This is a genomic window from Frigoribacterium sp. Leaf186, from assembly GCF_001423905.1.
Lineage (GTDB): Bacteria > Actinomycetota > Actinomycetes > Actinomycetales > Microbacteriaceae > Frigoribacterium.
The window spans coordinates 46,396-66,344 of record NZ_LMPQ01000006.1 but is presented as its reverse complement, the minus strand read 5'-3'; the positions used below and the strand labels follow the sequence as shown (position 1 = coordinate 66,344).

Below are 19,949 nucleotides of genomic sequence, written 5' to 3'. Positions count from 1 at the left end.
CCGGGCCGGGCCGGGCCGGGCCGGGCCGGGCCGGGCCGGGCCGGGCCGGGCCGGGCCGGGCCGTGGCAGGGCGACGCCGTCCCAGTGCGCGGACGGGTCACCCGCGGTGCCGATCCGGGCAACCGGCTCAAGCACCCGGCGCGAGCAACCCCGTCTCGTACGCCACGATCACCAGCTGGGCTCGGTCGTGGGCGTCGAGCTTCGTCATGATGCGGTTGACGTGGGTCTTCGCCGTGTGCGGCGAGATGACCAGCTCGGTGGCGATCTCGGCGTTCGCCCGACCTCGCGCGACGAGCAGCAGCACCTCGCGCTCACGGTCGGTCAGGTGCGCGAGCTCGGGCGGCACGGGACGCTCGAGCCCCGGGGCCGGTCCCCCGCCGCGGCCGTCGACGCCAGCGCCGTCCCGGCCCCCACCGGGCAGCACGTACCGCTCGATCAAGCTGCGCGTCGCGACCGGCGACAGCAGCGACTCCCCCGCGTGGACGGCCCGCACCGCGCGCACGATCTCGTCGGGCTCGGCCCCCTTGCCGATGAACCCGCTCGCCCCGGCGCGTAGGGCGGCAACGAGGTACTCGTCCTCCTCGAACGTGGTGAGGATCAGCACCTTCGTCGTGGCGAGCAGCGGGTCGGCGCAGATCTCGGCCGTCGCGCCGATGCCGTCGAGCTCGGGCATGCGGATGTCCATGACCACGACGTCGGGCCGCGACGCCACGGCCCGCATCACCGCCTCGCGGCCGTTGACCGCATCGCCGACGACCTCGACTCCGTCGGCTCCGTCGAGGATGTCGGTCACGGCCTGACGGATCAACGCCTGGTCGTCGACGACGAGCACGGTGGTCACGAGACTCCTCCGTCCCGGCCGGGCGTACCGGCCTCGCGCCCGAGCGGCAGCACGGCCGCCAACCGGAAGCCGCCCGGCGTCGGCCCGGTCTCGACCACCCCGCGCACCGAGGCCACGCGCTCGCGCAGCCCGAGCAGCCCGTGCCCGCCCCGCACGGCCTCGAAGTCGGAGTCGGAGTCGGAGGCGACGCCAGGCTCGGCCCGCGCCACCGGCACGGGGTTCGTCACCACGACCGACACCTCGTCCTCGGTGACCGCGACCAGCACGTGGGCGCGGTCACCGGCCCCGTGCTTGCCGGCGTTCGTCAACCCCTCCTGCACGACCCGGTACGCGACGAGGTCGGCCGCGCCCGTGAGCGGGGCGAGCGGCCCCTCGACCCGGGTGGTGACGACGAGTCCCGCGTCGGCGAACCCGGCGACGAGCTCGTCCAGCCGCGCCAGGCCGGGCTGCGGCGACGGCGTCCGCTCGGCGTCGCCGGCCCGCAGCACCTCCAGCAGATCGCCGATCTCGCCGAGGACGGTCCGGGAGGCGCGGCGGATGGTCGCGAGGGCCGTCACGGCCTTCTCGGGTCGCGTCTCGATCGCCGACGACGCGACGCCCGCGTTGAGGCTGATGACCGAGATCTGGTGGGCGACGACGTCGTGGAGGTCGCGCGCGATGCGCAGCCGCTCCTCGGCGACGCGGCGCGAGGCCTCTGCCTCGCGGGTGCGTTCGGCCCGCTCCGCGCGCTCGGTGACGGCCTCGATGTACTCGCGGCGCGACCGGCTGGCGTCGCCCGCCGCGGCCCCGAAGGAGATCAGCAGGGCGAACTGGACGACGGGCACGTCGAAGAACCGCCCGCCCACGGCCGCCAGGCCGAGCAGCACGACGGCGAGGGCCGTGGCGGCCGTCACGACGAGGGTCCGGCGACGCGGCGTCCGCGCGGCGACGGCGAAGACGGCGATGCCGGTGGCGAGCACGACGCCGGGTGCGAGCGTGCCGAGCAGGGCGGCGAGGCCGAAGAGCCCGACGACCGCGGCGAGCACCGGGATGGGCCGACGCCGTCGCAGGGGCAGCAGCAGGGCGGGCGCGACGACGACCGCGACCGCGAGCCCACCGGTCGGCCGGAACCCCGGGACGGGGAAGGGTGCGAACGCCGCACCGACGACGAGCGCCGCGGCGAGGGCGTCACCCAGCCACCAGGGGACGCGGGGTCGCGGGTAGGCCGGCTCGCGCCTCCTGCCCTCCATCGTCGTCATGACCCCATCGTGCCCTGGAACCCCGGCGGCCGAGTCCCCCTGTGGCCCGACGTCGCGTACCGCGGTCGCGGTACGGCCGGCACGTCAGGTGTCCGCGACAGGGTGACGCCCCGGGCGACGAGGCCCGCGAGGGTTGGTCTCGGCCCCGGAGACACCGGGCCGGCAGCGACAGGAGCACCATGGCGCCGATCATCTCGGTCCGAGACGTCCACCGTTCGTACGGGCGCGGCCCGAACCGCTTCGAGGCCCTCAAGGGGGTGAGCTTCGACGTCGCCGAGGGCGAGAGCGTGGCCATCGTCGGCAAGAGCGGCTCGGGCAAGTCGACCCTGATGCACGTGCTCGCCCTGCTCGACGCCCCGACGACCGGCACCGTCGAGCTCGAGGGCGTCGACACGAGCACGCTCAAGGGCGCCCGCCTGAACCGCACCCGCAACAAGACGTTCGGCTTCGTGTTCCAGCAGTTCTTCCTCACGGCGAGCTCGTCGGTGCTCGAGAACGTCGTGCTGCCGATGACCATCGCGGGCGTGCCCCGCGGCGAGCGCCGACGTCGCGGCCTGGCGGCCCTCGAGCAGCTCGAGCTCGCCGACAAGGCGAAGAGCAAGGCCCTGAACCTGTCGGGCGGCCAGAAGCAGCGTGCCGTGATCGCCCGCGCGCTGGTCAACGACCCGCGGATCATCTTCGCCGACGAGCCGACGGGCAACCTCGACACGGCGACCGGGGCGGTGGTCGAGGACATCCTGTTCTCGCTCAACCGCGAGCACGGCATCACGTTGATCGTGGTGACCCACGACGACGAGCTCGCGGCACGCTGCGACAGGCGCATCGTGATCCGCGACGGGCTGATCGTCGACGTCGAGGCGGAGGTGGCCGCATGACGACCTCCGACCTGCTGCTGACCGCCGTGGCGAACACGTTCCGGTCGAAGACGCGCACGATCCTGACCATCCTGGCGATCTTCGTCGGCGCGTTCACGCTGACGCTGACGAGCGGACTGGGCACGGGCATCAACGCCTACATCGACGACACGGTCTCGGCGGTGGGGTCGTCCGACACGATGACGGTGACGAAGGCCTCCGACGACGCGCAGGGTCTCGGCGCGGCGGATTCGGGCCCGACCGAGTACGACCCCGACACGGTCGCCGCGGGTGGGTTCGGTGCCCCCGGGGCGACCGTCGTCGCGTTGACGCCGGACGATGTGACGACCCTCGAGGGCGTCGAGGGCGTCCTCGCCGTCCAACCGACCCAGTCGCTCTCGACCGACTACGTCGAGGGCACCAGCGGCACGAAGTACGCGGTGTCGGCGAGTGCGCTCGTGCCCGGGCAGCAGTTCACGCTGACCGCGGGCACCCAGCCCGATGACGGCACCGACCTGCAGGTCGTCATCCCGACTTCTTACGTCGACGCGCTGGGGTTCCGTGACGACGCCGCGGCGGTCGGGCAATCCGTCACGCTGGCGGTGACCGACGCGACGCGGACGCAGCACACGGTCACGGCGACCGTCGTCGGCGTCGCCGAAGAGAGCATCGCCTCGCCGGCGGGTGCGTCGGTCACGCCGAACGCGGCGCTCGGCACGGCTCTGTTCGACGCGCAGAACGTCGGGGTGCCGGCCGACCAGGTCGACCGGTACGCGCAGGCCACGGTGCGGTTCGCCGCGGACGCGACCGTTGATCAGGTCACCAATCTGAAGGACCGTCTGGCGACCGCCGGCTACACCGGCACCACCGTCGCCGACCAGTTGGGCACCTTCACCACGGTGATCGACGGCATCGTGCTCGTGCTGAACGCCTTCGCGATCATCGCCCTGCTCGCGGCGAGCTTCGGCATCGTCAACACGCTGCTGATGAGCGTGCAGGAGCGCACCCGCGAGATCGGCCTGATGAAGGCTATGGGCATGGGCAGCGGCCGGGTGTTCGCCCTGTTCAGCCTCGAGGCGGCGTTCATCGGGTTCCTCGGCAGTGCGATCGGCGCCGGCGTCGCGATGGTCGCGGGCAGCCTGGTCAGCTCGGCCCTCGCCGGGTCGCTGCTGTCGAACCTGCCCGGGCTGACGCTGATCGCGTTCGAGCCGGTGTCGATCGCGCTGATCGTCGTCGTGGTCATGGTGATCGCGTTCGTCGCCGGCACGCTGCCCGCCGCCCGCGCCGCGAAGGCCGACCCGGTCGAGTCCCTCCGCTACGAGTGAGACCGGCGGGCGCGGTGCCGAACGGGCAGAAGACGTCCTTCCGCCCGTGACGCACGACATCTGCTGCCCTCTCGAGAACCGGTGGGCGGACTCGTCGGGTGGGGGAACCTCCGCCTCCCGGCTCGTCCCGACGACGGATGAGGAGGCGCTGATCGCGTCGCCGCGCCCGTCATCACCCCGGGCGGTCGGGTCCACGGCACACTCGATCGACGGCGCAGGAGGTGGCGAGAGGACGGCGCACCCCCTACCCTCGCCCCATGAGTGCTTCGTCACCGGTCGGGCTCAGCCCCCGCCCGCGCCCCCGGCTCGGCCGGCTCCCCGTCGTGGGCGTCGTCGCCGCAGCCGGGGCCGTTCTGATCAACTGGACGGCGTTCGGTTCGACCGGCAGCGCGCGCTCCTCGGCCGTTCCGCCGATCGACTGGTTCACGATCGGGCTGACCGTGGCGGCCCTTCCTCGGCATCGTCGCGATCGTCGCCCTGGCGACGGCCCACGTGCTCGCGCTGGTCGCGCTGGTGTGGTGGGGCGTCCCGAGGCGCCGGAGCCGCGCCTCCTGATCGGGTTGTCGTGGTGAACCTCGTCGCGTTCGTCCCGGCCCTGCTCACCGCGGCCGTTCTGGCCGTCGTGCGCTGGGCGCCCCGAAGTACCCGGTCGGACCTCCGCCGGTGGGGCACGCGGGCCCTCGTGTTCTGGACGGCGGTCGCCGCGGGCGCTCTCGTCGCCCTGCTCGCGGGTCTGCGCTTGCAACACGCCGACCTCGCCGTGTGGTCGGCCTTCGCGCTCGTCGCGTCGGGCATCGCGGCCGTGACCGCGATGGCCGTGCGGTTGGTGTCGTCGTTCGTGCGCTGATCCGGTACGTACCGGATCACCGCACGAACGACACCCCGAGCCGGCTCAGCTCACCGGCCGATCACCCGATCGTCGAGACGACCGTGCTCATGACGGTCGCGACCAGCGCGATCGCGACTCCCCCGCTCGCCCCGAGCACGCCGAGCGCCGTGCCAACGCGCCACCGCCGACGCCGCCGGGCCGCGTCGTCGATCTCGCGGCGCAGGCGGTCGAAGCGGTGTTCGTGACGGAGCGTGTCCGTCAGCACCAGCGCCTCCGTGTGCCAGGTGCCGCGTTCTTCGGCGAGCAGCGCGAAGCAGGCGAGGGCTTCGTCCGAGTGCTTGCGCGGCAGGGTCAGCAGCCACTTCCGCAGCTGGGCGACGGTGAGCACGGTGACGGTCGGTGCCTTGTCACCGAACTTCAGCGAGGCCGTCCCGACGAGGACGATCGCCGGGATGACCTCGACTTCCGAGCGGGCCGCAGCCGACAGCAACCGGGAGGCGCGGGTCGCCTCGTACGCCGAGTTGCGAAGGTGGTCGGTCCGGTGCCCGCCGACCATGAACGTGCCGCCGCCCACCCAGATCTTCTTGTCGGCGTGGTGCTTCGTGTTGATGGTGAAGATGCCCGTGGGTCCGAGGACGATGTGGTCGATGTCGGACGCGCCCGAGCCGACCGGGACGGAGTGGAGGACGGTCCACCCGGGCCCGAGTTCGCTCAGCACACGGTCGACCTCGATCTCGCCGAGCGCGCCCTGGTACCAGCTGCGGGCATCGGGGCTCAGGGGCGAGCTGCCGAAGAACCGGGCCCGTCTGCTGAGGGCAGGTGCCTCGGCCTGGACCCGCAGGCACTCCTGCATCACCGAGTAGGCAGGCCGTCGGGCCTTCAGTGTCATCGCCATGCTTCCGCGTGCCACGGTCTCGCTCATGATGTTCCCCCTGGCCCACACGGTAGGGCGACACGTGATGCCTGGACGAGCCCCCGTTGGGAGGCCACCCGGCGCCCGGGGCCAGCCGGGCCGGTCGATTGGGCAGAAACTGTCCGTGGAATGCCCGTGAGTGAAGCCTCACGACCACGCGACCGTCTCATGAACACGTATCCGTGTGAGGTCCTGGTTGACGCACCCGCAGACAATCCACCGGCAGCTTGGGCCGTCGACTGGCCGTCGAGAACGTGTCGGCGTCAACCGGCGCCCGGAGCTCCCGGCTTGTCCGTCCCGCCGGGGGCCGGTCGGGCTGCACGTCGTCTCCGTCCGACTTCCGCCACGAGGCGACGGACCCCGGCAACGACGAGGAGGACGATCCCGGTCGGGAGCATCAGGGTGGCCACGCCGACGACCACGGCGCCCAACACCTCGTTGGACAACACCAATAGCGAGCCGCTGATGAAGCCGACGAGGCCTCCGATGGTGAGCCACAGCCCCAGCGTGACGAGCGAGATGCGTGACCTCTCCTTCGACCGCTGAACTCCCCGGGCCTGACGATCAGGATCGAGGGACTCGACTTTTCGGTCCCGGACGATTCGCACATCGATCAACGGGTTCTCGATCATGACGTCGAACGGCGCGGACGGCCGCAGCGTCATGGCGAGCGCGTAGTCCTGGTGGATGATCTGCGGGTCGATCTGCAGCGTCTTGTCGTCGACGAATCGCGGCACGCGGGCCGAGACGGTTCCGGGACCGAAATCTGAGCTGAGTACATGGACGGGAACGGTGAAGCGAAACACGATGGGAAGTCCGGCGTCGAAACGAGATGACGGTATGTCTGCTCTGCCCGTCGACCACAACAAGAACCGAACGATGGAGGTTCCGGTGGTGGCGTCGACAGAATCGGACGGCGACGGAGACACCGAAACGATGCCGTACCTGAACTCGCGGCGCGGATGATCACGGCGTTGCACGTAGATGGGAATCAAGATGGCGATGAGCGATCCCAGGATTCCCAGGGCGACCTCCATGACGGGAGTATGACACCCGGGAGCCTGTCTTTCGTAGAAACTTTCGAGACGAACACTGACGCCCTGTCGACGAGTCCCGTCGAGCAGGTCTCGACGCCTCTGGTGGTGCCTTTGCCACGGGGCTAGCCTCCCCGGCATGAGGACGCTCACGTACTCCATCAACGTCACGCTCGACGGCTGCATCGACCACCGTGAGGGCCGGCCGGACGCCGAGATCCACCAGCTCGCAACGGACGCGCTGGCCCGGGCCGACGGTCTGCTGCTCGGACGGGTCACGTACGAGTTGATGGAGCAGTCCTGGCGTCCACCCGCCTCGGAGGCGTTCCCCGACTGGATGCAGCCCTTCGCCCGGACCATCCACGACATCCCGAAGTACGTGGCGTCGACGACACTCGAGAGCGTCGACTGGAACGCCGAGCTGCTCGCGGGCGACGTGCGCGAAGCGGTGCGCGAGCTGAAGGGCCGCCCCGGCGGCCCGCTTCGCCTCGGAGGTTCGACCTTCGCCACCGACGTCGTCGGCTGGGGCCTGGTCGACGAGTACGAGTTCACCGTCTACCCCTGGGTCGCCGGCCACGGCCCCTACCTGCTCGCCGGCCTCCCCCACCCCCTCCACCTCACCCCGACCGCCCGCCACGACCTCGCCTCCGGCGCCGTCGCGACGACGTACCGGCCTCGGGCGTGATGTGACTCGGTCTCGGCGCGGCCCTTCAACGGAGGTTCAGGTGGCGTCCGCCGGACGTCTGTGATCGGTCCACTGCTGGCCATCCCACCAACGGAGCATGCCCGGCGTTTCGACATACCAGCCAGACGGAGGCCCAGCCTGAGGTACGTGCGGATGCATCTGTTGGACTGCTACGGCCGGCTGAACCGTGGTGGCTTGGGCACCCTCATGAAGTGACAGTTTGTGCCCACACACGCGACAGTTCTTCGTGAATCCCATCGCTAGTTCTGAGATTCCAACTGTCAGGACTGCTGCGCTTGCACGTCCCGTGTTTCGCCCCAGATTAGCCGCGGCACTATTTGTGCATTTTCGGCAGTCACGACATCCGGTCTCTACACGCTTGGCCATGTGCGCAGCCTTGCGGACGCGTCCGCACGGGTCAAGCATGCATTTTTTGGTCACTACAAGACGGCCTAACCGCGATGTCGATGAGACACGAGAAGTAGCGCCCATTCGACACCGCAATTCGGCGCACGCCGGTAGTAGACGATGGCCCCCCTGGCTTGCTGGCGGGCACCGTTGCTGTTCACACCACACTCCTCGACGTCGGCTAGTCGGCGAGACCGGCGCTACGCGCTTGAGCCCATGACTGCCGACCCGCAATCCGACGCATAGCTGGTCGAGACGTAGTCATGCGTCACTTGAGGCAGCTTGACTCCGGCAGAATCACAAGCACGATCAAGGGGGATGCAATGCAGGTGACCATCAAGACGTCGACGTACGAGCTGACGAAGGAAGACATCGAGGCCGACTTCGCGACGCGCACCCCTGAGCCGGTGACCCCCTATTGGGTCGAGATCGCGGGCCGTCGATTCCCGGTCAAACAGGTCCTCGCGGTCGCAACTGGGCTCACCAAGGACGACTTCGTCTCAAGCAGAGCCCAATCCGTCCTCCGACGTCTCGGTTTCCACGTCCAGAGCTCAGCTCCCGGCGCCCGCGGTCGCGTCCCCGACTCGACGCGCGCATTCGCCGGCGTCGAGTGGGGCCTCGCCACGTCGCCCGACGGTTACGAAGAGGCACCCTCTGGCAAGCTCCACCTACCCGGCTGCGCGCACGGTGTCGGCACGCCCGTCCGCACGTGGTCGCCTGACGATACCCTCACGGCGTGGCGGAACGCGCCCGATGTCGAGTTGCGCTCGCAGGCCGACCCCGGATGGTGTTCGGACTGCGCCGCCATCCGCGGGACGAGAGACCCGGCCTCGCCGGCGACGCCGGAAGACAAGCCCGTCCGGACCGGCCGCGCCGAACGCCAGGCCATCTCCGAAGCCGCCCGCCTGGTGCTCGGGCCCGGCTTGCGCGGTGAGGGCTCTGTCTTCGACAGCGGTGTCGTCACGTGGACCGCCGAGACGGCCCGCTCCCTCGACCGTGCCATGGACGCAGCCTCGACTGACGGCACGTTCCGCGACCGGCTCGTCCGACAGCTCGCGGGCCAGCCCCGCCCCGTCGTCCTGCTCGCCGCCGAACTCTGCTTCGTCCAGCGCCTCCCTCTCGTCAATGTCCTCCCGCAGACCAAGCGCAGACTGCTTCAAGACATCCTCGATGTCCTCGACGACAAGCCGCCCGTGCCCGAGCAGGTCGTCGACGCCCTCCACACGCTCGGCGTCTTCAACGGCGGGCAGGGCTTCAACCAGCAGATCCCCCAGCACGTGCAGTGGCTCTGCCGCTTCATCACGCTCTGGGACGGTCTCGCCGAGGACGCCCGAGAAGAGGCACTCGACGATCCGTGGGCGTTCCGCGCTCGAGCCCGGGAAGTGGGCGACGACGGCGCTCCGATCCGCAATTCGCTCCTCGCCCTGGTCTGGCCGACCTACTTCGAGCGCATCGTCTCGGCAGCCGACAAACAGTCGATCCACGAGGCCTTCGGCGCGGCCCTGAACGATCCCTCCGGTGACGTCGACCGCGACCTGCTCGCCCTCCGTGACCGCCTCGACCCCGACGGTCATCTCGACATCGACTGGTACACGTCACCCTGGCGTGAGGAGTGGCGTGCACCCAAGGCGGTCGTCGAACGCCACGGCTGGGCCGTTCCCGCCGCCATCCCCGGCCGCCCCTTGGTCCCGCCGGCTCTCGACTTCGACCCGGGCGAGGCTACCGATCGTCGATCCATCCGCGATGCCGCCCTCCGAGCAGGAGCAGGCCGGCGGCCCATCGAGGACGTCCTTGCTCAGATCGACGCCGCCACCACCTTCTACGTGACCATGCAGTCCGGAGACCAGGTGTTCGTCAACCAGGACCAATCCATCCACCTCGGTGTCATCGGTGACCTCACCCCAGAAGGCGAGCGCCCCGTCACCTGGTGGCCGCCCGTCGCAGAAGCCGATGTGCCCCACGCTGTTCTCGACCTCCTGGCGAGCAAGTCCACCATCTCGGACGCCCATTACCTGCTGAACGATCCCACGCCTCCGGACACCGTGCCCCTCCCCGAGGCGACACCTGAGTTCGCCGCGCGCCTCCACTACGACCGTGCTTGGCTCACCGACGTCATCGAGCTCCTCGACGAGCGCCGCCAATTGATCTTCTTCGGCCCTCCCGGCACCGGCAAGACCTACCTCGCGCGGGCTCTCGCCGACTTCATCGCCCCCGGCGGCGCCGTCAAGATCGTCCAGTTCCACCCGTCGTACTCCTACGAGGACTTCTTCGAGGGCTTCCGACCCACCGTCGACGACAAAGGCACCGCGACGTTCCGACTCGCCCCCGGCCCCGTCCGACTCCTCGCCGAAGCTGCCGCCGCGAACCCGTCCGTGCCGCACGTCCTGATCATCGACGAGATCAACCGGGCCAACATCGCGAAGGTCTTCGGCGAGCTCTACCTCCTGCTCGAGTACCGCGACGCGAAGGTCTCGCTGCAGTACTCCCCGGAGGACGACTTCCGCCTCCCCGCGAACCTGTTCGTCATCGGCACCATGAACACCGCCGACCGATCGATCTCTCTGGTCGACGCGGCCATACGGCGCCGGTTCGCCTTCGTCGAGCTGCACCCGGCCGAGGAGCCCGTTCGCGGCTTGATCGACCGCTGGTCCGCCGCGCGAGAACACGACGTCAGCCGCGGGGCGTTGCTCCGCCAACTCAACGACCGCATCGGCGACACCGACCGCGACTTCCAGATCGGGCCGTCGTATCTGATGGGCTCCTCGGCCCGGACCACACGTGGCCTCGAACGCATCTGGGAGCACGACATCCTGCCTCTCCTCGACGAGCACTATTACGGCCGCATGTCCCGAGCCGAGGTGCGGGCCCGCTTCGGCCTCGCCGCGCTCGAGCCCGGGGTCGTCGACGCCGGCGGCACCCTCGAGGTGGGTGACGAGTTCCCCGAGACGGCACCCGCATGACCCGACTCGATCTCCCCGAGAACGGTGGCTGGTCACCCGCTCCCTTCGATGCCGACGTCATCGAGCGAGCGTGCGACACCGGGCTGCTCGAGTCCAAGATCACCTCGGCCGGTCCGCATGTGAAGCCCCAGCTCAATCGAGTCGGTGCCGTCGCCGTAGGCGGCCACGAGATCGTCGTGCAGCCGAAAGCACCGTTCTCATCGGTCCTCTTCATGCTCGGCTACGCCGCCGACCCGGGCTTCCGACCCGACGAGGTCGACGGCACGGGCGACGACCTCTTCCCGGCCGTCGCCGAGACCTACGCTCGCCTCATGGAGCGGGCCCTCGGCCGCGGCGTCCTCCAGGGCTACCGGCGTCGCGACGAGACCGCCGTAGCGATCCGCGGGCGCATCCGCTTCTCCGACCAGATGTCCCGCCGAGGCGGCCAGCTCCTCCCCGTCGAACTCACCGTCGACGAGTACACGGTCGACATCGCCGAGAACCAGCTCCTGCGGGCGGCGGCCCGCCTCCTGCTCACGCTCCCGAGAGTCACCGAGGAGGCACGGCGCCGCCTGGTCCACCTCGAGTCCCGTCTCGTAGACGCGACGCTGGTGCGCCCGGGCGCTGGTCTGCCGTCGTGGCAGCCCACCCGCCTCAACGAGCGGTACCAACCAGCGTTGCGATTCGCCGAGCTGGTCCTCGCCCGCCTCACGCCGTCGACGACCGGCGGCGGCCAAGCGGTCGCGTCGTTCGTGGTCAACATGGCCGAAGCGTTCGAGGGCTTCGTCACGGCGGCGCTGACGGAGTCGTTCGCCGCCGTCTCGACCGGTGTCAGCGTCGGCCAGTACCCGACGCACCTCGACCATGAACGCAAACAGCCCATCCGCCCCGACTTCGTCCATCTCGTCGGCGGCGTCCCCGCCGTGGTGGTCGACGCCAAGTACAAGACAGGTGCCCCGAGAGTCGAGGACCTCTACCAGATGCTCGCATACTGCACGGTCATGGGCTTGGACGTGGGCACGCTTCTCTACGTCTCGGGTCCGGCCGTACCGCCTTGTCAGCTGATGTCAGTCGCGCGCACACCCGTGATGATCCAGACGATTCGCGTGGACGTGACCTCCAAGCCGCGAGCCATGATCGACGCTCTCGGTGCGGTCGCACGATCGTTGATGGCCACTCCGGTAGCCACACCTGCACCCGTGCGCTGATCGGCCCACACATGCTGGCCCCCGAAGGGGGTGCACGCCCCCTGGCCGCTTTGTTCATGAGCAGATGTCGTGTCACCTAGTCTCTTGAGAAACCGTCACAAAAGGGGACAACGATGGAGTTTGCCGAGCGGCTCGCCGCACTCGCATTGAAGGTCAAGAACCAGCGCGAGGCCATTCAGACCGAAGAAGCGACGAAGAACGCGTTCATCATGCCGTTCATCTCGACGATCCTCGGCTACGACGTCTTCAACCCACTCGAGGTGGTACCCGAGTTCACGGCCGACGTCGGCGTGAAGAAGGGCGAGAAGATCGACTACGCCATCATGCGCGACGGCGAAGTCCAGATCCTGATCGAGTGCAAGAAGTCGACCGAGCCCCTTCGAATCGAACATGCATCGCAGCTGTTCCGCTACTTCGCCGTGACGAACGCCCGGATCGCCGTGCTGACGAACGGCGAGAGCTATCACTTCTACACGGACCTCGACAAGCCGAACCGAATGGACGACAAGCCGTTCCTCGTGCTCGACCTGTCCGACATCGACGAGACGCTCCTCCCCGAGCTCAGCAAGCTGACGAAGGACGTCTTCGACCTCGACTCCGTCATCAGTGCGGCGGAGGAGCTGAAGTACGTCGGCCAGCTCAAGCGAGCCATCGCTGCCCAGTTCCGCGAGCCGTCCGACGACTGGATCAAGTTCGTCACGACCCGCGTCTACGAGGGTTCCTTCACGCAGAAGGTCCGCGACCAGTTCACGCCCCTCGTGGTCAAGGCGTCGAAGCAGTTCTTGAACGATCAGGTGAACGACCGCCTGAAAACGGCTCTGGGCTCCCCTAACTTCCCCTCGATGCCGGCCGAAGCCCCCGCGGGCGCCGTCAGTAGCGAGGCCGTCGTCGAAGCGGACCTCGATCGGGACACCGAGACGGAGACCACCCTCGAAGAGCTCGAGGGCTACCAGATCGTCAAGGCGATCGCCTGCAGCGAGGTCAAGCCCGAGCGCATCGTCCATCGGGACGCGAAGTCGTACTTCGCCGTCCTGCTGGACGACAACAACCGCAAGCCGATCGCGCGCCTGCACTTCAACGGCAAGAAGCAGAAGTACCTAGGTGTCTTCGACGCCGACAAGGTCGAGACCAAACATGCCATCGAGTCCCTCGACGGCATCTACGAACACGCCTCGGCCATCCGCGAGTCAGTCAAGGCGCACGCGTGATTGACCTGCGCGTGCCAGGCCCGAGGTCCAAACGGTGAATGAACCGAATTGGGCCGAGGTCCTGACCGCTATATCTGCAGCCATCGTTCCGGCCGTCGTCCTCTTGGTCGGGCTCATGCTCGGAAGAAGACAATCTCGTAGCGAAGAACTGACGAGAGTGAGACTCGAGTACTACAAGTCCTTGGCCCCCAGCTTGAACCGCATCATGTGCTACATGCTCTTCATAGGCACCTGGCGTGACGACTCGCCTGCAGACGTCATTCATCTGAAGCGCCATGTCGACACGACCTTCCACACAGCGGCTCCGCTCTTCGGCCCCGCAACAGCCGCTGCGTACAAGAACATGATGGATTTGACGTTCACCACCTACGGCAATTGGGGCGATGACGCACGACTGAGGACGAGTGCTTTCCGACGGCGACAGGCCTGGAAGGGACAGAGTCAGACACCCTGGGTAGATTCGTGGAACTCGTTCTTCACCGTGTCGGACGACGAAGCGATCACAGAAGAATGGTTTGCCGCGTACCGCAAGGCCTACGATTCGCTTCTGGCACAGATGGTTGACGACATACAACTCAGCAAAAGACGCGACATTAACACGACCGAGACTGTCAGCCTGAACGCCCACAACGACCAACGCCCGCGGGTCACCGGTCGACAGGGGCGCATCACGGCAAGACAGTAGCCCCCTCTAGGCCTGAGAACCATCGCCCGAAGGGGACTCCCGCACCCGCCACCTTGCCCCATGCGTCAAGAGCGCGACATGGGGGTCGACCGGTCGCATCTATCGAAGCGTGACGTTGTCGTGGTAGCTGGAGTGCGCAGTGACCGTGTTGGTCACGTCGATGTTGTTGATTTTTTCGGGTGCGGGTCGGAAGCCCGTGAGTCCCGCGGCAGTCTTTCCCCCTTGCGCGACGGCGTAAACGTACTTGAGGATGCCATCCTCGGTCGAGTGGTAGTTGTAGACGCCCTCGTCCACCGCGTCCGCTAGTCCAGACCAGTCGCCCTTGGCCCCGATCGCCACGCCCAGCAGGTGGAGCGCTTCGACCCGAGGCCCACCCGGTTTGGTCCCCAGCGCCTGCGCTGCGACCACCATGGCTCTTGCACCCAGGCTGTGGCCGACGAGGACGAACGATTCGGTCTCAGTCCGAGCCAGCAAGTCGGCTAGAACAACACCAGTTTTATCTGCTCGGTTCTTCGCGACGTGCCAGGGGTTCTTGACGATGTCGGCCACGGCGAGCAACGGACCCAACGGTCCGATCTTCGTGGCCGCGGCACGAGCTGCCTTCGCAGCAGCCTGCTGGAGGGCTGCCCCACCGATGACCTTCGCGGCCCCGGTCCCGCTCATGAGTCCGAGGTGCTTCAGTTCACGAGCGCCCCAGTGCACACGATAGACCGGGGAGTCCGGGTACCGGGCAGTCACGATGCTCTTCCACTCGCCCCAACCTCGCGCTGTCTCGGAGAGGAACCCGTTGCAGACGATGACGGGAGTGCCCGTCCCTCCCTGAAGCATTTCGATATGGAACGATTTGTCTTCCTGGACGTACGCGTTGGTGACGGATGCGCTCAGCGCTCCTCCAAGCGCGCCGCCCAAGGCCGTGAGCACCACAGTCCCACCCGCCATCCCGAGACCGCCCGCAGCTATGGCGCCACCCCCGAGGAAAGCGAGACCGGTAGTGGTCGCGGCGGCGCCGGTGTAGCCGCTGATGAGAACGCCGATGGCACCCCCGATAGCCGGTGCAGCGACGAGAGTCGCAGGGACTGCCAAGGCAACACCAGCCAGGCTGAAACCGATGATCTTCGTGACTCGGCTCAGTTTGACCTTGTCGTATTCGAGGAAAGTTGCGTAGTCCCCCAGCGACGCCATCTTGTTATCGATCTTCTCGAAACCAGAGATCTCGTGCCGGTGCTCGGCGCAGAACCTCGGCATGGTCAAAGGTCCGCGTCCGCGCGACGCCATGTTGTCGCAGGTGGGGCCGGCGCAGGGAAGCGTCGGTGAACCGCAATTGCTGCAGAGATAGGCCGGCACCTGATTGAACGGTCGATCGGTTTTCACGTGTTCTGCAAGAGCGAAACAGTCGGAACACCAAGCCTGCTCGGTCTCGCTCGTCAGGTCGTCCGTAAGCTCAGCGATCCACTCCGCCATGTCCCGATGAGCCTCGGCACGTTTCGCCGCGGCCTTCTGCTGCTCCTCGGAAGGAAGCTGCACCTTGAGACGCGTGAACTTGGCATGAGCCCAGGCGTTGTCGACCAGGGCCTTGTTTCTTGCCAGAGTTGCGGCCCCTTCGACAACCGGCTCGAGCCCGTCGGACGACTCCGTCAGCGTGATGGATTGCCCCTTGTTGGTGGCGACAGTGCACACGAGCACGTCTCCGCCCAGGAGCCGGGCTACGACCTCAGATTTCGGCATAAGAGAAATAGTCTCAGCTTGGCGCACCGCCATTCGCCAGGAGGAAGAAAACGGCGAATGGGAAGCGGGCGATTTCTCCTCCGCGCCTTGTCACCCTGGGCCGGCGTCAACCACCCACAACGCTCAACACCCCCGTAGCAACAACCGTCACAGCAGTCGTCCACATCACGATCGCGATGACCTGCCAGAGCATCACCCAGCCCTTCGACACCCCTGTGCTCACGAGGGTCGCCGCGGTGAACATCGTCGGCAGCGCGAGCGGTGCCAGCAAGCTCGCCCCGGGCACGCCGAACTTCACCAACCAACGCTTGAGCCTCTGCTGACCCTTCTTCTCGGGCTTCGACTCCGGCACCCCGTCGCGTGACACAACCCGGGTCGCCGCAGGCATTCCGGCAGCACTCACGCCCGCACCAGCACCATCGCCAGCACCGGCACCAGCGCCAGCACCACCCGACGCCGCCCCCGCACGGCCGTCGACGACCTCACCCGCACCCGGCTCACCCGCCACCGCACCCGACCCGCCAGCCGGTGCCCCACCCACCCCGCGCCTCCTGCGCCGTTCCACGATCCCCGACCGCACCCACGACCCCAACCACACGACCGCGGACACGCACAGCACGTTGCCGACGATCGCCGCCAGCGCCGCGATGACCGGGTTGACCCCGCTCAGTACTCCGAGCGCGGCCGCGCCCTCCCCCTCGAAGAACGGGATCGCCCCGGCCAGCACCAGGACCAGCGGCTGCGCGAGCTCGGGCACCTGGCCCATCAGCTCCTGCAACCAGGCGAACGGGCCGCCCGACGAGGCATCGGACGCAGATGCCGACGCGGCAGCTGACAAGTGTGACGGGCCCGAGAGGGTGAGTGCGATGGACATGGTGATCTCCTTCGATGGGTGTCACTGAGGTGCGAGGGCACGCCGAGCACCGGCGTGGTGAAGATGAGAGAAAGAGGCGGTCCGACGCCGCCGCGACGAGAACGACCTCAGTCGTCCCGAAGCCCCGGCAGGCCGACCGTCACGAACAACGCCGTCGAGAGCATCGCCGCAGCCGCCACCGCGATGGCGTCCCCCGCGATCCGCGCGCCCCACTTGCCCTGCTGCAGCTCGCGCCCGCGGGTGTAGACGTCGCCCGACCACGGGATGTCCCGGTGCATCGCCGGCAGCGCACCGCTCGCCGACACCAGTGCCGCGAGGGCGGCGGTGCGCACCGACGGCTCGGCACCCTCCGCGAGGACGCTCCTCAGCGACGCGACGAGTTCGCCCCGCCGCCCCGCGCCTCCTGCCCCCTCGGCCAGGCGCAGCCGAGTGCCGGGGATGAAGCCGAGCGTGGTCGTCTTCTCGCGGAGCAGCGCACCACGCGCCACCAGCCGGTCGAGGGTCAGAGACCGCAGCGCCGGACCGATCTCGAGCACGAGCGAATACGCGTCCGTCGGCTTGCGCTCGACCCGCTGCCAAGTGCCGAGCAGCAGTTCGTCGGTCGGCGCCGCGGAGGACGTCACCCGCACCTGCCTCCCCCGCAGCGTGGTCTTCCGGTCGATGTCGACCGCACCGGACAGCGCCAGCTCGGTCAGCACCGCCCCGGCCAAGACGTGGAACAGCGGAGACCCCTCGCTGTGGATCGACTCCGTCCGAGGGTCGAACAGCACGAGCAGCAGGTCCTCGGCCAGTGTGGGCGCCAGTGTCGTCTCGCTCATCGTCGGCCTCCTTCGGAGTCGGGACCCGAGGAGGCGCGGCTCGGCCCGGAGCCGCGACCCGCGTCCCCGACACCGGTCGCCTCGCCACCGATCGCCTCGCCACCGCCGGGCGTCTCGGCGGCATCGAGCGCCGCCTCGAGCGCGGCCAGCTCATCGAGCTTGCCCGCACCGATCAGCGACGCCCGGTACAGCACCTCGCGCTGAGCACCGTTGTAGAGCTCGGCCACCGCCTCGGTCACGGTCTGCTGCGCGAACGCCGCGCCCCGCGGAGCCCGCTCGCCCGGGGCACCCAACCACTCGTACCGCTCAGTCACCGCCGCCAGCACGGGAGCGTACTGCTCCCCCAGCCGCCGCCGCGTCTCGCGGTCGGCGTCGTCGGTGAGCCCGTCGAGCTCGACGTCGGCAGCCGTCTTGGGCGAGTCGATCAACATCTGCTTCAGGTCGTCCATCGCCCCCTCGTCGAACACCTTCGACCAGATCAGCAGCAGCGACTGGTCGGCTTCGCTGAGGTCGCGTCCCGCCTCGGCGAACCCGGCAGGCAAGGAGGCGCTGGTCCGGTTCTCGAGGATCGCCGCCAGCTCGGCGCGGATGCGTTGCAGCCGCTCGATGGTGGCGGCGAGCTCGGCGTCGATCGTGCGGAGGGCGCCGGCGGGGTCGTCGACGGACGAGCCGATCGATTCGATCTGAGCGAGCGGGACGCCGAGGTCGGTCAGGCGAGTGATCTGCAGGAGGCGCACCAGGTGCCGCACCTCGTACTGCTTGTACCCGTTGGTCAGCCGCGCGGGCTCGTCGAGCAGCCCGAGCTGGTGGTAGTACCGCACCGACTTGACGGTGGTGCCGGCCAGCTCGGCCAGCTCGCGTGTGCTCCAGGCCACGGGCGGCTCCTCTCGGTCAAGCCGGCTCGGTGCCGGTACGTGACTAAGTAGAGACCATGCCCTTGGGGCAGGGTCAAGGGCGTCTTCGTGTTGGGCCGGTTCATGTGTGACTCCGACAGGGCACGCCGGGCGCCCACCCGCGTCGGAGGCCTTTCCCTTCTGGATGCAGCCCTTCGCCCGGACCATCCACGAGATCCCGAAGCACGTGGCGTCGACGACGATCGAGAGCGTCGACTGGAACGCCGAGCTGCTCGGCGGAGACCTGCGCGAGGCGGTGCGCGAGCTGAAGAGCCGCCCCGGCGGCCCGCTGCGCCTCGGAGGTTCCACCTTCGCCACCGACGTCGTCGGCTGGGGCCTGGTCGACGAGTACGAGTTCACCGTCTACCCCTGGTTCGCCGGCCACGGCCCCTACCTGCTCGCCGGCCTCCCCCACCCCCTCGACCTCACCCCGGCCGACCGCCGCGACCTCGCCTCCGGCGCCGTCGCGACGACGTACCGACCGCGCGAGTAGTTGGCCTATCGATGTCTACAAGCGACGCAGGCCCCCGATAGCCCTGAGAACACGGGTTGCCGATAGCGCGAAGATCGTCAGCATCAGTCCAGCGACGGATACGCCGAACGCGTCGACGCGCCAAGATTTCTGAGTGGCCAACTACCTAGACATCATCGACGTCATTGCTTCCGTTGTCGCCGCCCTGGCGACGGTCGGGGCGCTCCTCGCGGCGGGTTTCGCAGTCCGCGACGCCAAGAAGCTGTTCCGGATCGAGACCGACAGAGATGTGACTGCTGCAGAGGAGAGAGAGGGCCGACAGGCATCAAAGGTGAATGCGTGGTCCGCACTGCGCCTGCTGAGGAACGACGCCCAAACCTTCGGTGTGATCGTGTCTAATTCGTCGGAAGAACCTGTTTACAACGTCAAGATCACCGTCGGCGGCTTCAGGACGAACCACGCCCCGACGCTCGCTTGCGTCCCTCCGGGACAGCTCTTCCTCGAGCAGAAGCGCTTCATGGAGGAAGGCGACACGTTCCACTGGGACTTCGCGAAACCCGTGGGCGAATTCGTTGATCCCATTCGCCCCTTCAGCGCCTCGAAGAGCAAGAGAGTGACAAATATTTCGTTCACCGACAGTTATGGGCGGCAGTGGTCGCGTAGTGAGACGGGTCAGCTCGGTCGAACCGCCCCGTGACTTCACTGGTTTTGCCGTGCTCCCCTGTGACTGGCTTCGGGCATTCCTTATACCGTACGGTCTACGACAATCGAGGCCGATCCGTTCGGCATGATTCCGGGGTGAGCCATGGCCTGTCTGCACGTCTCTGCGAAGTCTTGTAGAGTGTCACGCTGCCTTGGCGGCAGGATGAAGGCTCGGTCACTCATGTGGCGCGCATCCCACGTGTGGACTCTTCGCACGCCGCACAAACGGACCGACGAAGCGGGTGGACCTCAATATCTGAGCCGATCGGTGAGCGTAGCCGCCGTGCGCGACAATCGA

At 68.3% G+C, this 19,949-nt stretch carries 19 protein-coding genes; 10 read left to right on the top strand and 9 right to left on the bottom strand.

The window, feature by feature from the left end; translation table 11 throughout:
• Nucleotides 1–127: 127 nt before the first annotated feature.
• Nucleotides 128–841: a response regulator transcription factor gene (locus ASG05_RS05685; RefSeq protein WP_056258649.1), complete on the bottom strand. Its 714-nt coding sequence runs from the start codon at nt 839–841 to the stop codon at nt 128–130.
• Nucleotides 838–2,079, bottom strand: coding sequence for a sensor histidine kinase (locus ASG05_RS05680; protein ID WP_056258646.1), 1,242 nt, complete (start codon nt 2,077–2,079; stop codon nt 838–840). The genes ASG05_RS05685 and ASG05_RS05680 overlap by 4 nt, the downstream gene beginning before the upstream one ends.
• A 179-nt stretch (nt 2,080–2,258) precedes the next feature.
• Here ASG05_RS05680 and ASG05_RS05675 point away from each other — a divergent pair, with 179 nt between their 5' ends.
• The 3 genes from ASG05_RS05675 (at nt 2,259) to ASG05_RS05665 (ending at nt 5,105) form a co-directional block, all read left to right on the top strand.
• A complete protein-coding gene (locus ASG05_RS05675) occupies nt 2,259–2,954 on the top strand; it encodes an ABC transporter ATP-binding protein (RefSeq protein WP_056258644.1) in 696 nt (231 codons plus the stop codon).
• Nucleotides 2,951–4,258, top strand: a complete 1,308-nt coding sequence (locus ASG05_RS05670; protein WP_056258641.1) for an ABC transporter permease — start codon at nt 2,951–2,953, stop codon at nt 4,256–4,258. The genes ASG05_RS05675 and ASG05_RS05670 overlap by 4 nt, the downstream gene beginning before the upstream one ends.
• Nucleotides 4,259–4,823: 565 nt before the next feature.
• Nucleotides 4,824–5,105 (top strand): hypothetical protein, encoded by a 282-nt coding sequence (locus ASG05_RS05665; protein ID WP_056258638.1) that lies wholly within the window; start codon nt 4,824–4,826, stop codon nt 5,103–5,105.
• 61 nt (nt 5,106–5,166) lie between these two features.
• Here the strand turns inward: ASG05_RS05665 and ASG05_RS05660 are convergent, their stop codons facing one another.
• Nucleotides 5,167–5,982 carry a nuclease-related domain-containing protein gene (locus tag ASG05_RS05660; RefSeq protein WP_235491416.1) on the bottom strand — a complete coding sequence of 272 codons (816 nt, stop codon included), beginning with the start codon at nt 5,980–5,982 and terminating at the stop codon, nt 5,167–5,169.
• A gap of 281 nt (nt 5,983–6,263) precedes the next feature.
• Nucleotides 6,264–7,037, bottom strand: coding sequence for a hypothetical protein (locus ASG05_RS05655; protein WP_056258632.1), 774 nt, complete (start codon nt 7,035–7,037; stop codon nt 6,264–6,266).
• A gap of 136 nt (nt 7,038–7,173) precedes the next feature.
• On the opposite strand from ASG05_RS05655, the gene ASG05_RS05650 reads away from it, so the two are divergent.
• Nucleotides 7,174–7,719, top strand: coding sequence for a dihydrofolate reductase family protein (locus ASG05_RS05650; protein WP_056258629.1), 546 nt, complete (start codon nt 7,174–7,176; stop codon nt 7,717–7,719).
• 36 nt (nt 7,720–7,755) lie between these two features.
• Here the strand turns inward: ASG05_RS05650 and ASG05_RS17030 are convergent, their stop codons facing one another.
• Complete coding sequence (locus tag ASG05_RS17030; RefSeq protein WP_157490094.1) at nt 7,756–7,878, bottom strand: DUF2510 domain-containing protein; 123 nt, start codon at nt 7,876–7,878, stop codon at nt 7,756–7,758.
• Nucleotides 7,879–8,456: 578 nt separating this feature from the next.
• Between ASG05_RS17030 and ASG05_RS05645 the strand changes: the two genes are divergently transcribed.
• The 4 genes from ASG05_RS05645 (at nt 8,457) to ASG05_RS05630 (ending at nt 14,167) form a co-directional block, all read left to right on the top strand.
• Complete coding sequence (locus ASG05_RS05645; RefSeq protein WP_157490088.1) at nt 8,457–11,087, top strand: AAA family ATPase; 2,631 nt, start codon at nt 8,457–8,459, stop codon at nt 11,085–11,087.
• On the top strand, nt 11,084–12,274 hold the full coding sequence (locus tag ASG05_RS05640; protein ID WP_056258623.1) for an McrC family protein: 1,191 nt from the start codon (nt 11,084–11,086) through the stop codon (nt 12,272–12,274). The genes ASG05_RS05645 and ASG05_RS05640 overlap by 4 nt, the downstream gene beginning before the upstream one ends.
• A 113-nt stretch (nt 12,275–12,387) precedes the next feature.
• Nucleotides 12,388–13,482: a type I restriction endonuclease gene (locus ASG05_RS05635; protein ID WP_056258622.1), complete on the top strand. Its 1,095-nt coding sequence runs from the start codon at nt 12,388–12,390 to the stop codon at nt 13,480–13,482.
• A 214-nt stretch (nt 13,483–13,696) separates the two neighbouring features.
• On the top strand, nt 13,697–14,167 hold the full coding sequence (locus tag ASG05_RS05630; protein WP_157490087.1) for a hypothetical protein: 471 nt from the start codon (nt 13,697–13,699) through the stop codon (nt 14,165–14,167).
• Between the two features lie 99 nt (nt 14,168–14,266).
• Here ASG05_RS05630 and ASG05_RS05625 read toward each other — a convergent pair whose 3' ends face one another.
• From ASG05_RS05625 to ASG05_RS05610, 4 genes are all read right to left on the bottom strand, one after another.
• Nucleotides 14,267–15,892, bottom strand: a complete 1,626-nt coding sequence (locus tag ASG05_RS05625; RefSeq protein WP_200936758.1) for a DUF726 domain-containing protein — start codon at nt 15,890–15,892, stop codon at nt 14,267–14,269.
• Nucleotides 15,893–15,998: 106 nt separating this feature from the next.
• Nucleotides 15,999–16,766 carry a hypothetical protein gene (locus ASG05_RS16215; RefSeq protein WP_056258619.1) on the bottom strand — a complete coding sequence of 256 codons (768 nt, stop codon included), beginning with the start codon at nt 16,764–16,766 and terminating at the stop codon, nt 15,999–16,001.
• A gap of 107 nt (nt 16,767–16,873) precedes the next feature.
• The gene (locus ASG05_RS05615; protein ID WP_056258617.1) at nt 16,874–17,584 is read right to left on the bottom strand and encodes a GPP34 family phosphoprotein; all 711 of its coding nucleotides are present in this window, start codon (nt 17,582–17,584) and stop codon (nt 16,874–16,876) included.
• Nucleotides 17,581–18,459 (bottom strand): MerR family transcriptional regulator, encoded by an 879-nt coding sequence (locus ASG05_RS05610; protein WP_082486476.1) that lies wholly within the window; start codon nt 18,457–18,459, stop codon nt 17,581–17,583. The genes ASG05_RS05615 and ASG05_RS05610 overlap by 4 nt, the downstream gene beginning before the upstream one ends.
• Nucleotides 18,460–18,622: 163 nt before the next feature.
• On the opposite strand from ASG05_RS05610, the gene ASG05_RS05605 reads away from it, so the two are divergent.
• Together ASG05_RS05605 and ASG05_RS05600 are read left to right on the top strand one after the other, a co-directional pair.
• Complete coding sequence (locus ASG05_RS05605; RefSeq protein ID WP_056258615.1) at nt 18,623–18,970, top strand: dihydrofolate reductase family protein; 348 nt, start codon at nt 18,623–18,625, stop codon at nt 18,968–18,970.
• A 133-nt stretch (nt 18,971–19,103) separates the two neighbouring features.
• Nucleotides 19,104–19,646 (top strand): hypothetical protein, encoded by a 543-nt coding sequence (locus tag ASG05_RS05600; RefSeq protein ID WP_056258613.1) that lies wholly within the window; start codon nt 19,104–19,106, stop codon nt 19,644–19,646.
• The last annotated feature ends 303 nt before the right edge of the window (nt 19,647–19,949 follow it).

Excerpts from the sequence above, each read along its gene's own strand:
- ASG05_RS05680 (WP_056258646.1), bottom strand. The coding sequence starts at position 2,079 with ATGACGACGATGGAGGGCAGGAGGCGCGAGCCGGCCTACCCGCGACCC.
- ASG05_RS05675 (WP_056258644.1), top strand. The coding sequence starts at position 2,259 with ATGGCGCCGATCATCTCGGTCCGAGACGTCCACCGTTCGTACGGGCGC.
- ASG05_RS05670 (WP_056258641.1), top strand. The coding sequence starts at position 2,951 with ATGACGACCTCCGACCTGCTGCTGACCGCCGTGGCGAACACGTTCCGG.
- ASG05_RS05660 (WP_235491416.1), bottom strand. The coding sequence starts at position 5,982 with ATGGCGATGACACTGAAGGCCCGACGGCCTGCCTACTCGGTGATGCAG.
- ASG05_RS05655 (WP_056258632.1), bottom strand. The coding sequence starts at position 7,037 with ATGGAGGTCGCCCTGGGAATCCTGGGATCGCTCATCGCCATCTTGATT.
- ASG05_RS05650 (WP_056258629.1), top strand. The coding sequence starts at position 7,174 with ATGAGGACGCTCACGTACTCCATCAACGTCACGCTCGACGGCTGCATC.
- ASG05_RS17030 (WP_157490094.1), bottom strand. The coding sequence starts at position 7,878 with ATGCATCCGCACGTACCTCAGGCTGGGCCTCCGTCTGGCTGGTATGTC.
- ASG05_RS05640 (WP_056258623.1), top strand. The coding sequence starts at position 11,084 with ATGACCCGACTCGATCTCCCCGAGAACGGTGGCTGGTCACCCGCTCCC.
- ASG05_RS05635 (WP_056258622.1), top strand. The coding sequence starts at position 12,388 with ATGGAGTTTGCCGAGCGGCTCGCCGCACTCGCATTGAAGGTCAAGAAC.
- ASG05_RS05630 (WP_157490087.1), top strand. The coding sequence starts at position 13,697 with ATGCTCTTCATAGGCACCTGGCGTGACGACTCGCCTGCAGACGTCATT.
- ASG05_RS05625 (WP_200936758.1), bottom strand. The coding sequence starts at position 15,892 with ATGCCGAAATCTGAGGTCGTAGCCCGGCTCCTGGGCGGAGACGTGCTC.
- ASG05_RS16215 (WP_056258619.1), bottom strand. The coding sequence starts at position 16,766 with ATGTCCATCGCACTCACCCTCTCGGGCCCGTCACACTTGTCAGCTGCC.
- ASG05_RS05615 (WP_056258617.1), bottom strand. The coding sequence starts at position 17,584 with ATGAGCGAGACGACACTGGCGCCCACACTGGCCGAGGACCTGCTGCTC.
- ASG05_RS05605 (WP_056258615.1), top strand. The coding sequence starts at position 18,623 with ATGCAGCCCTTCGCCCGGACCATCCACGAGATCCCGAAGCACGTGGCG.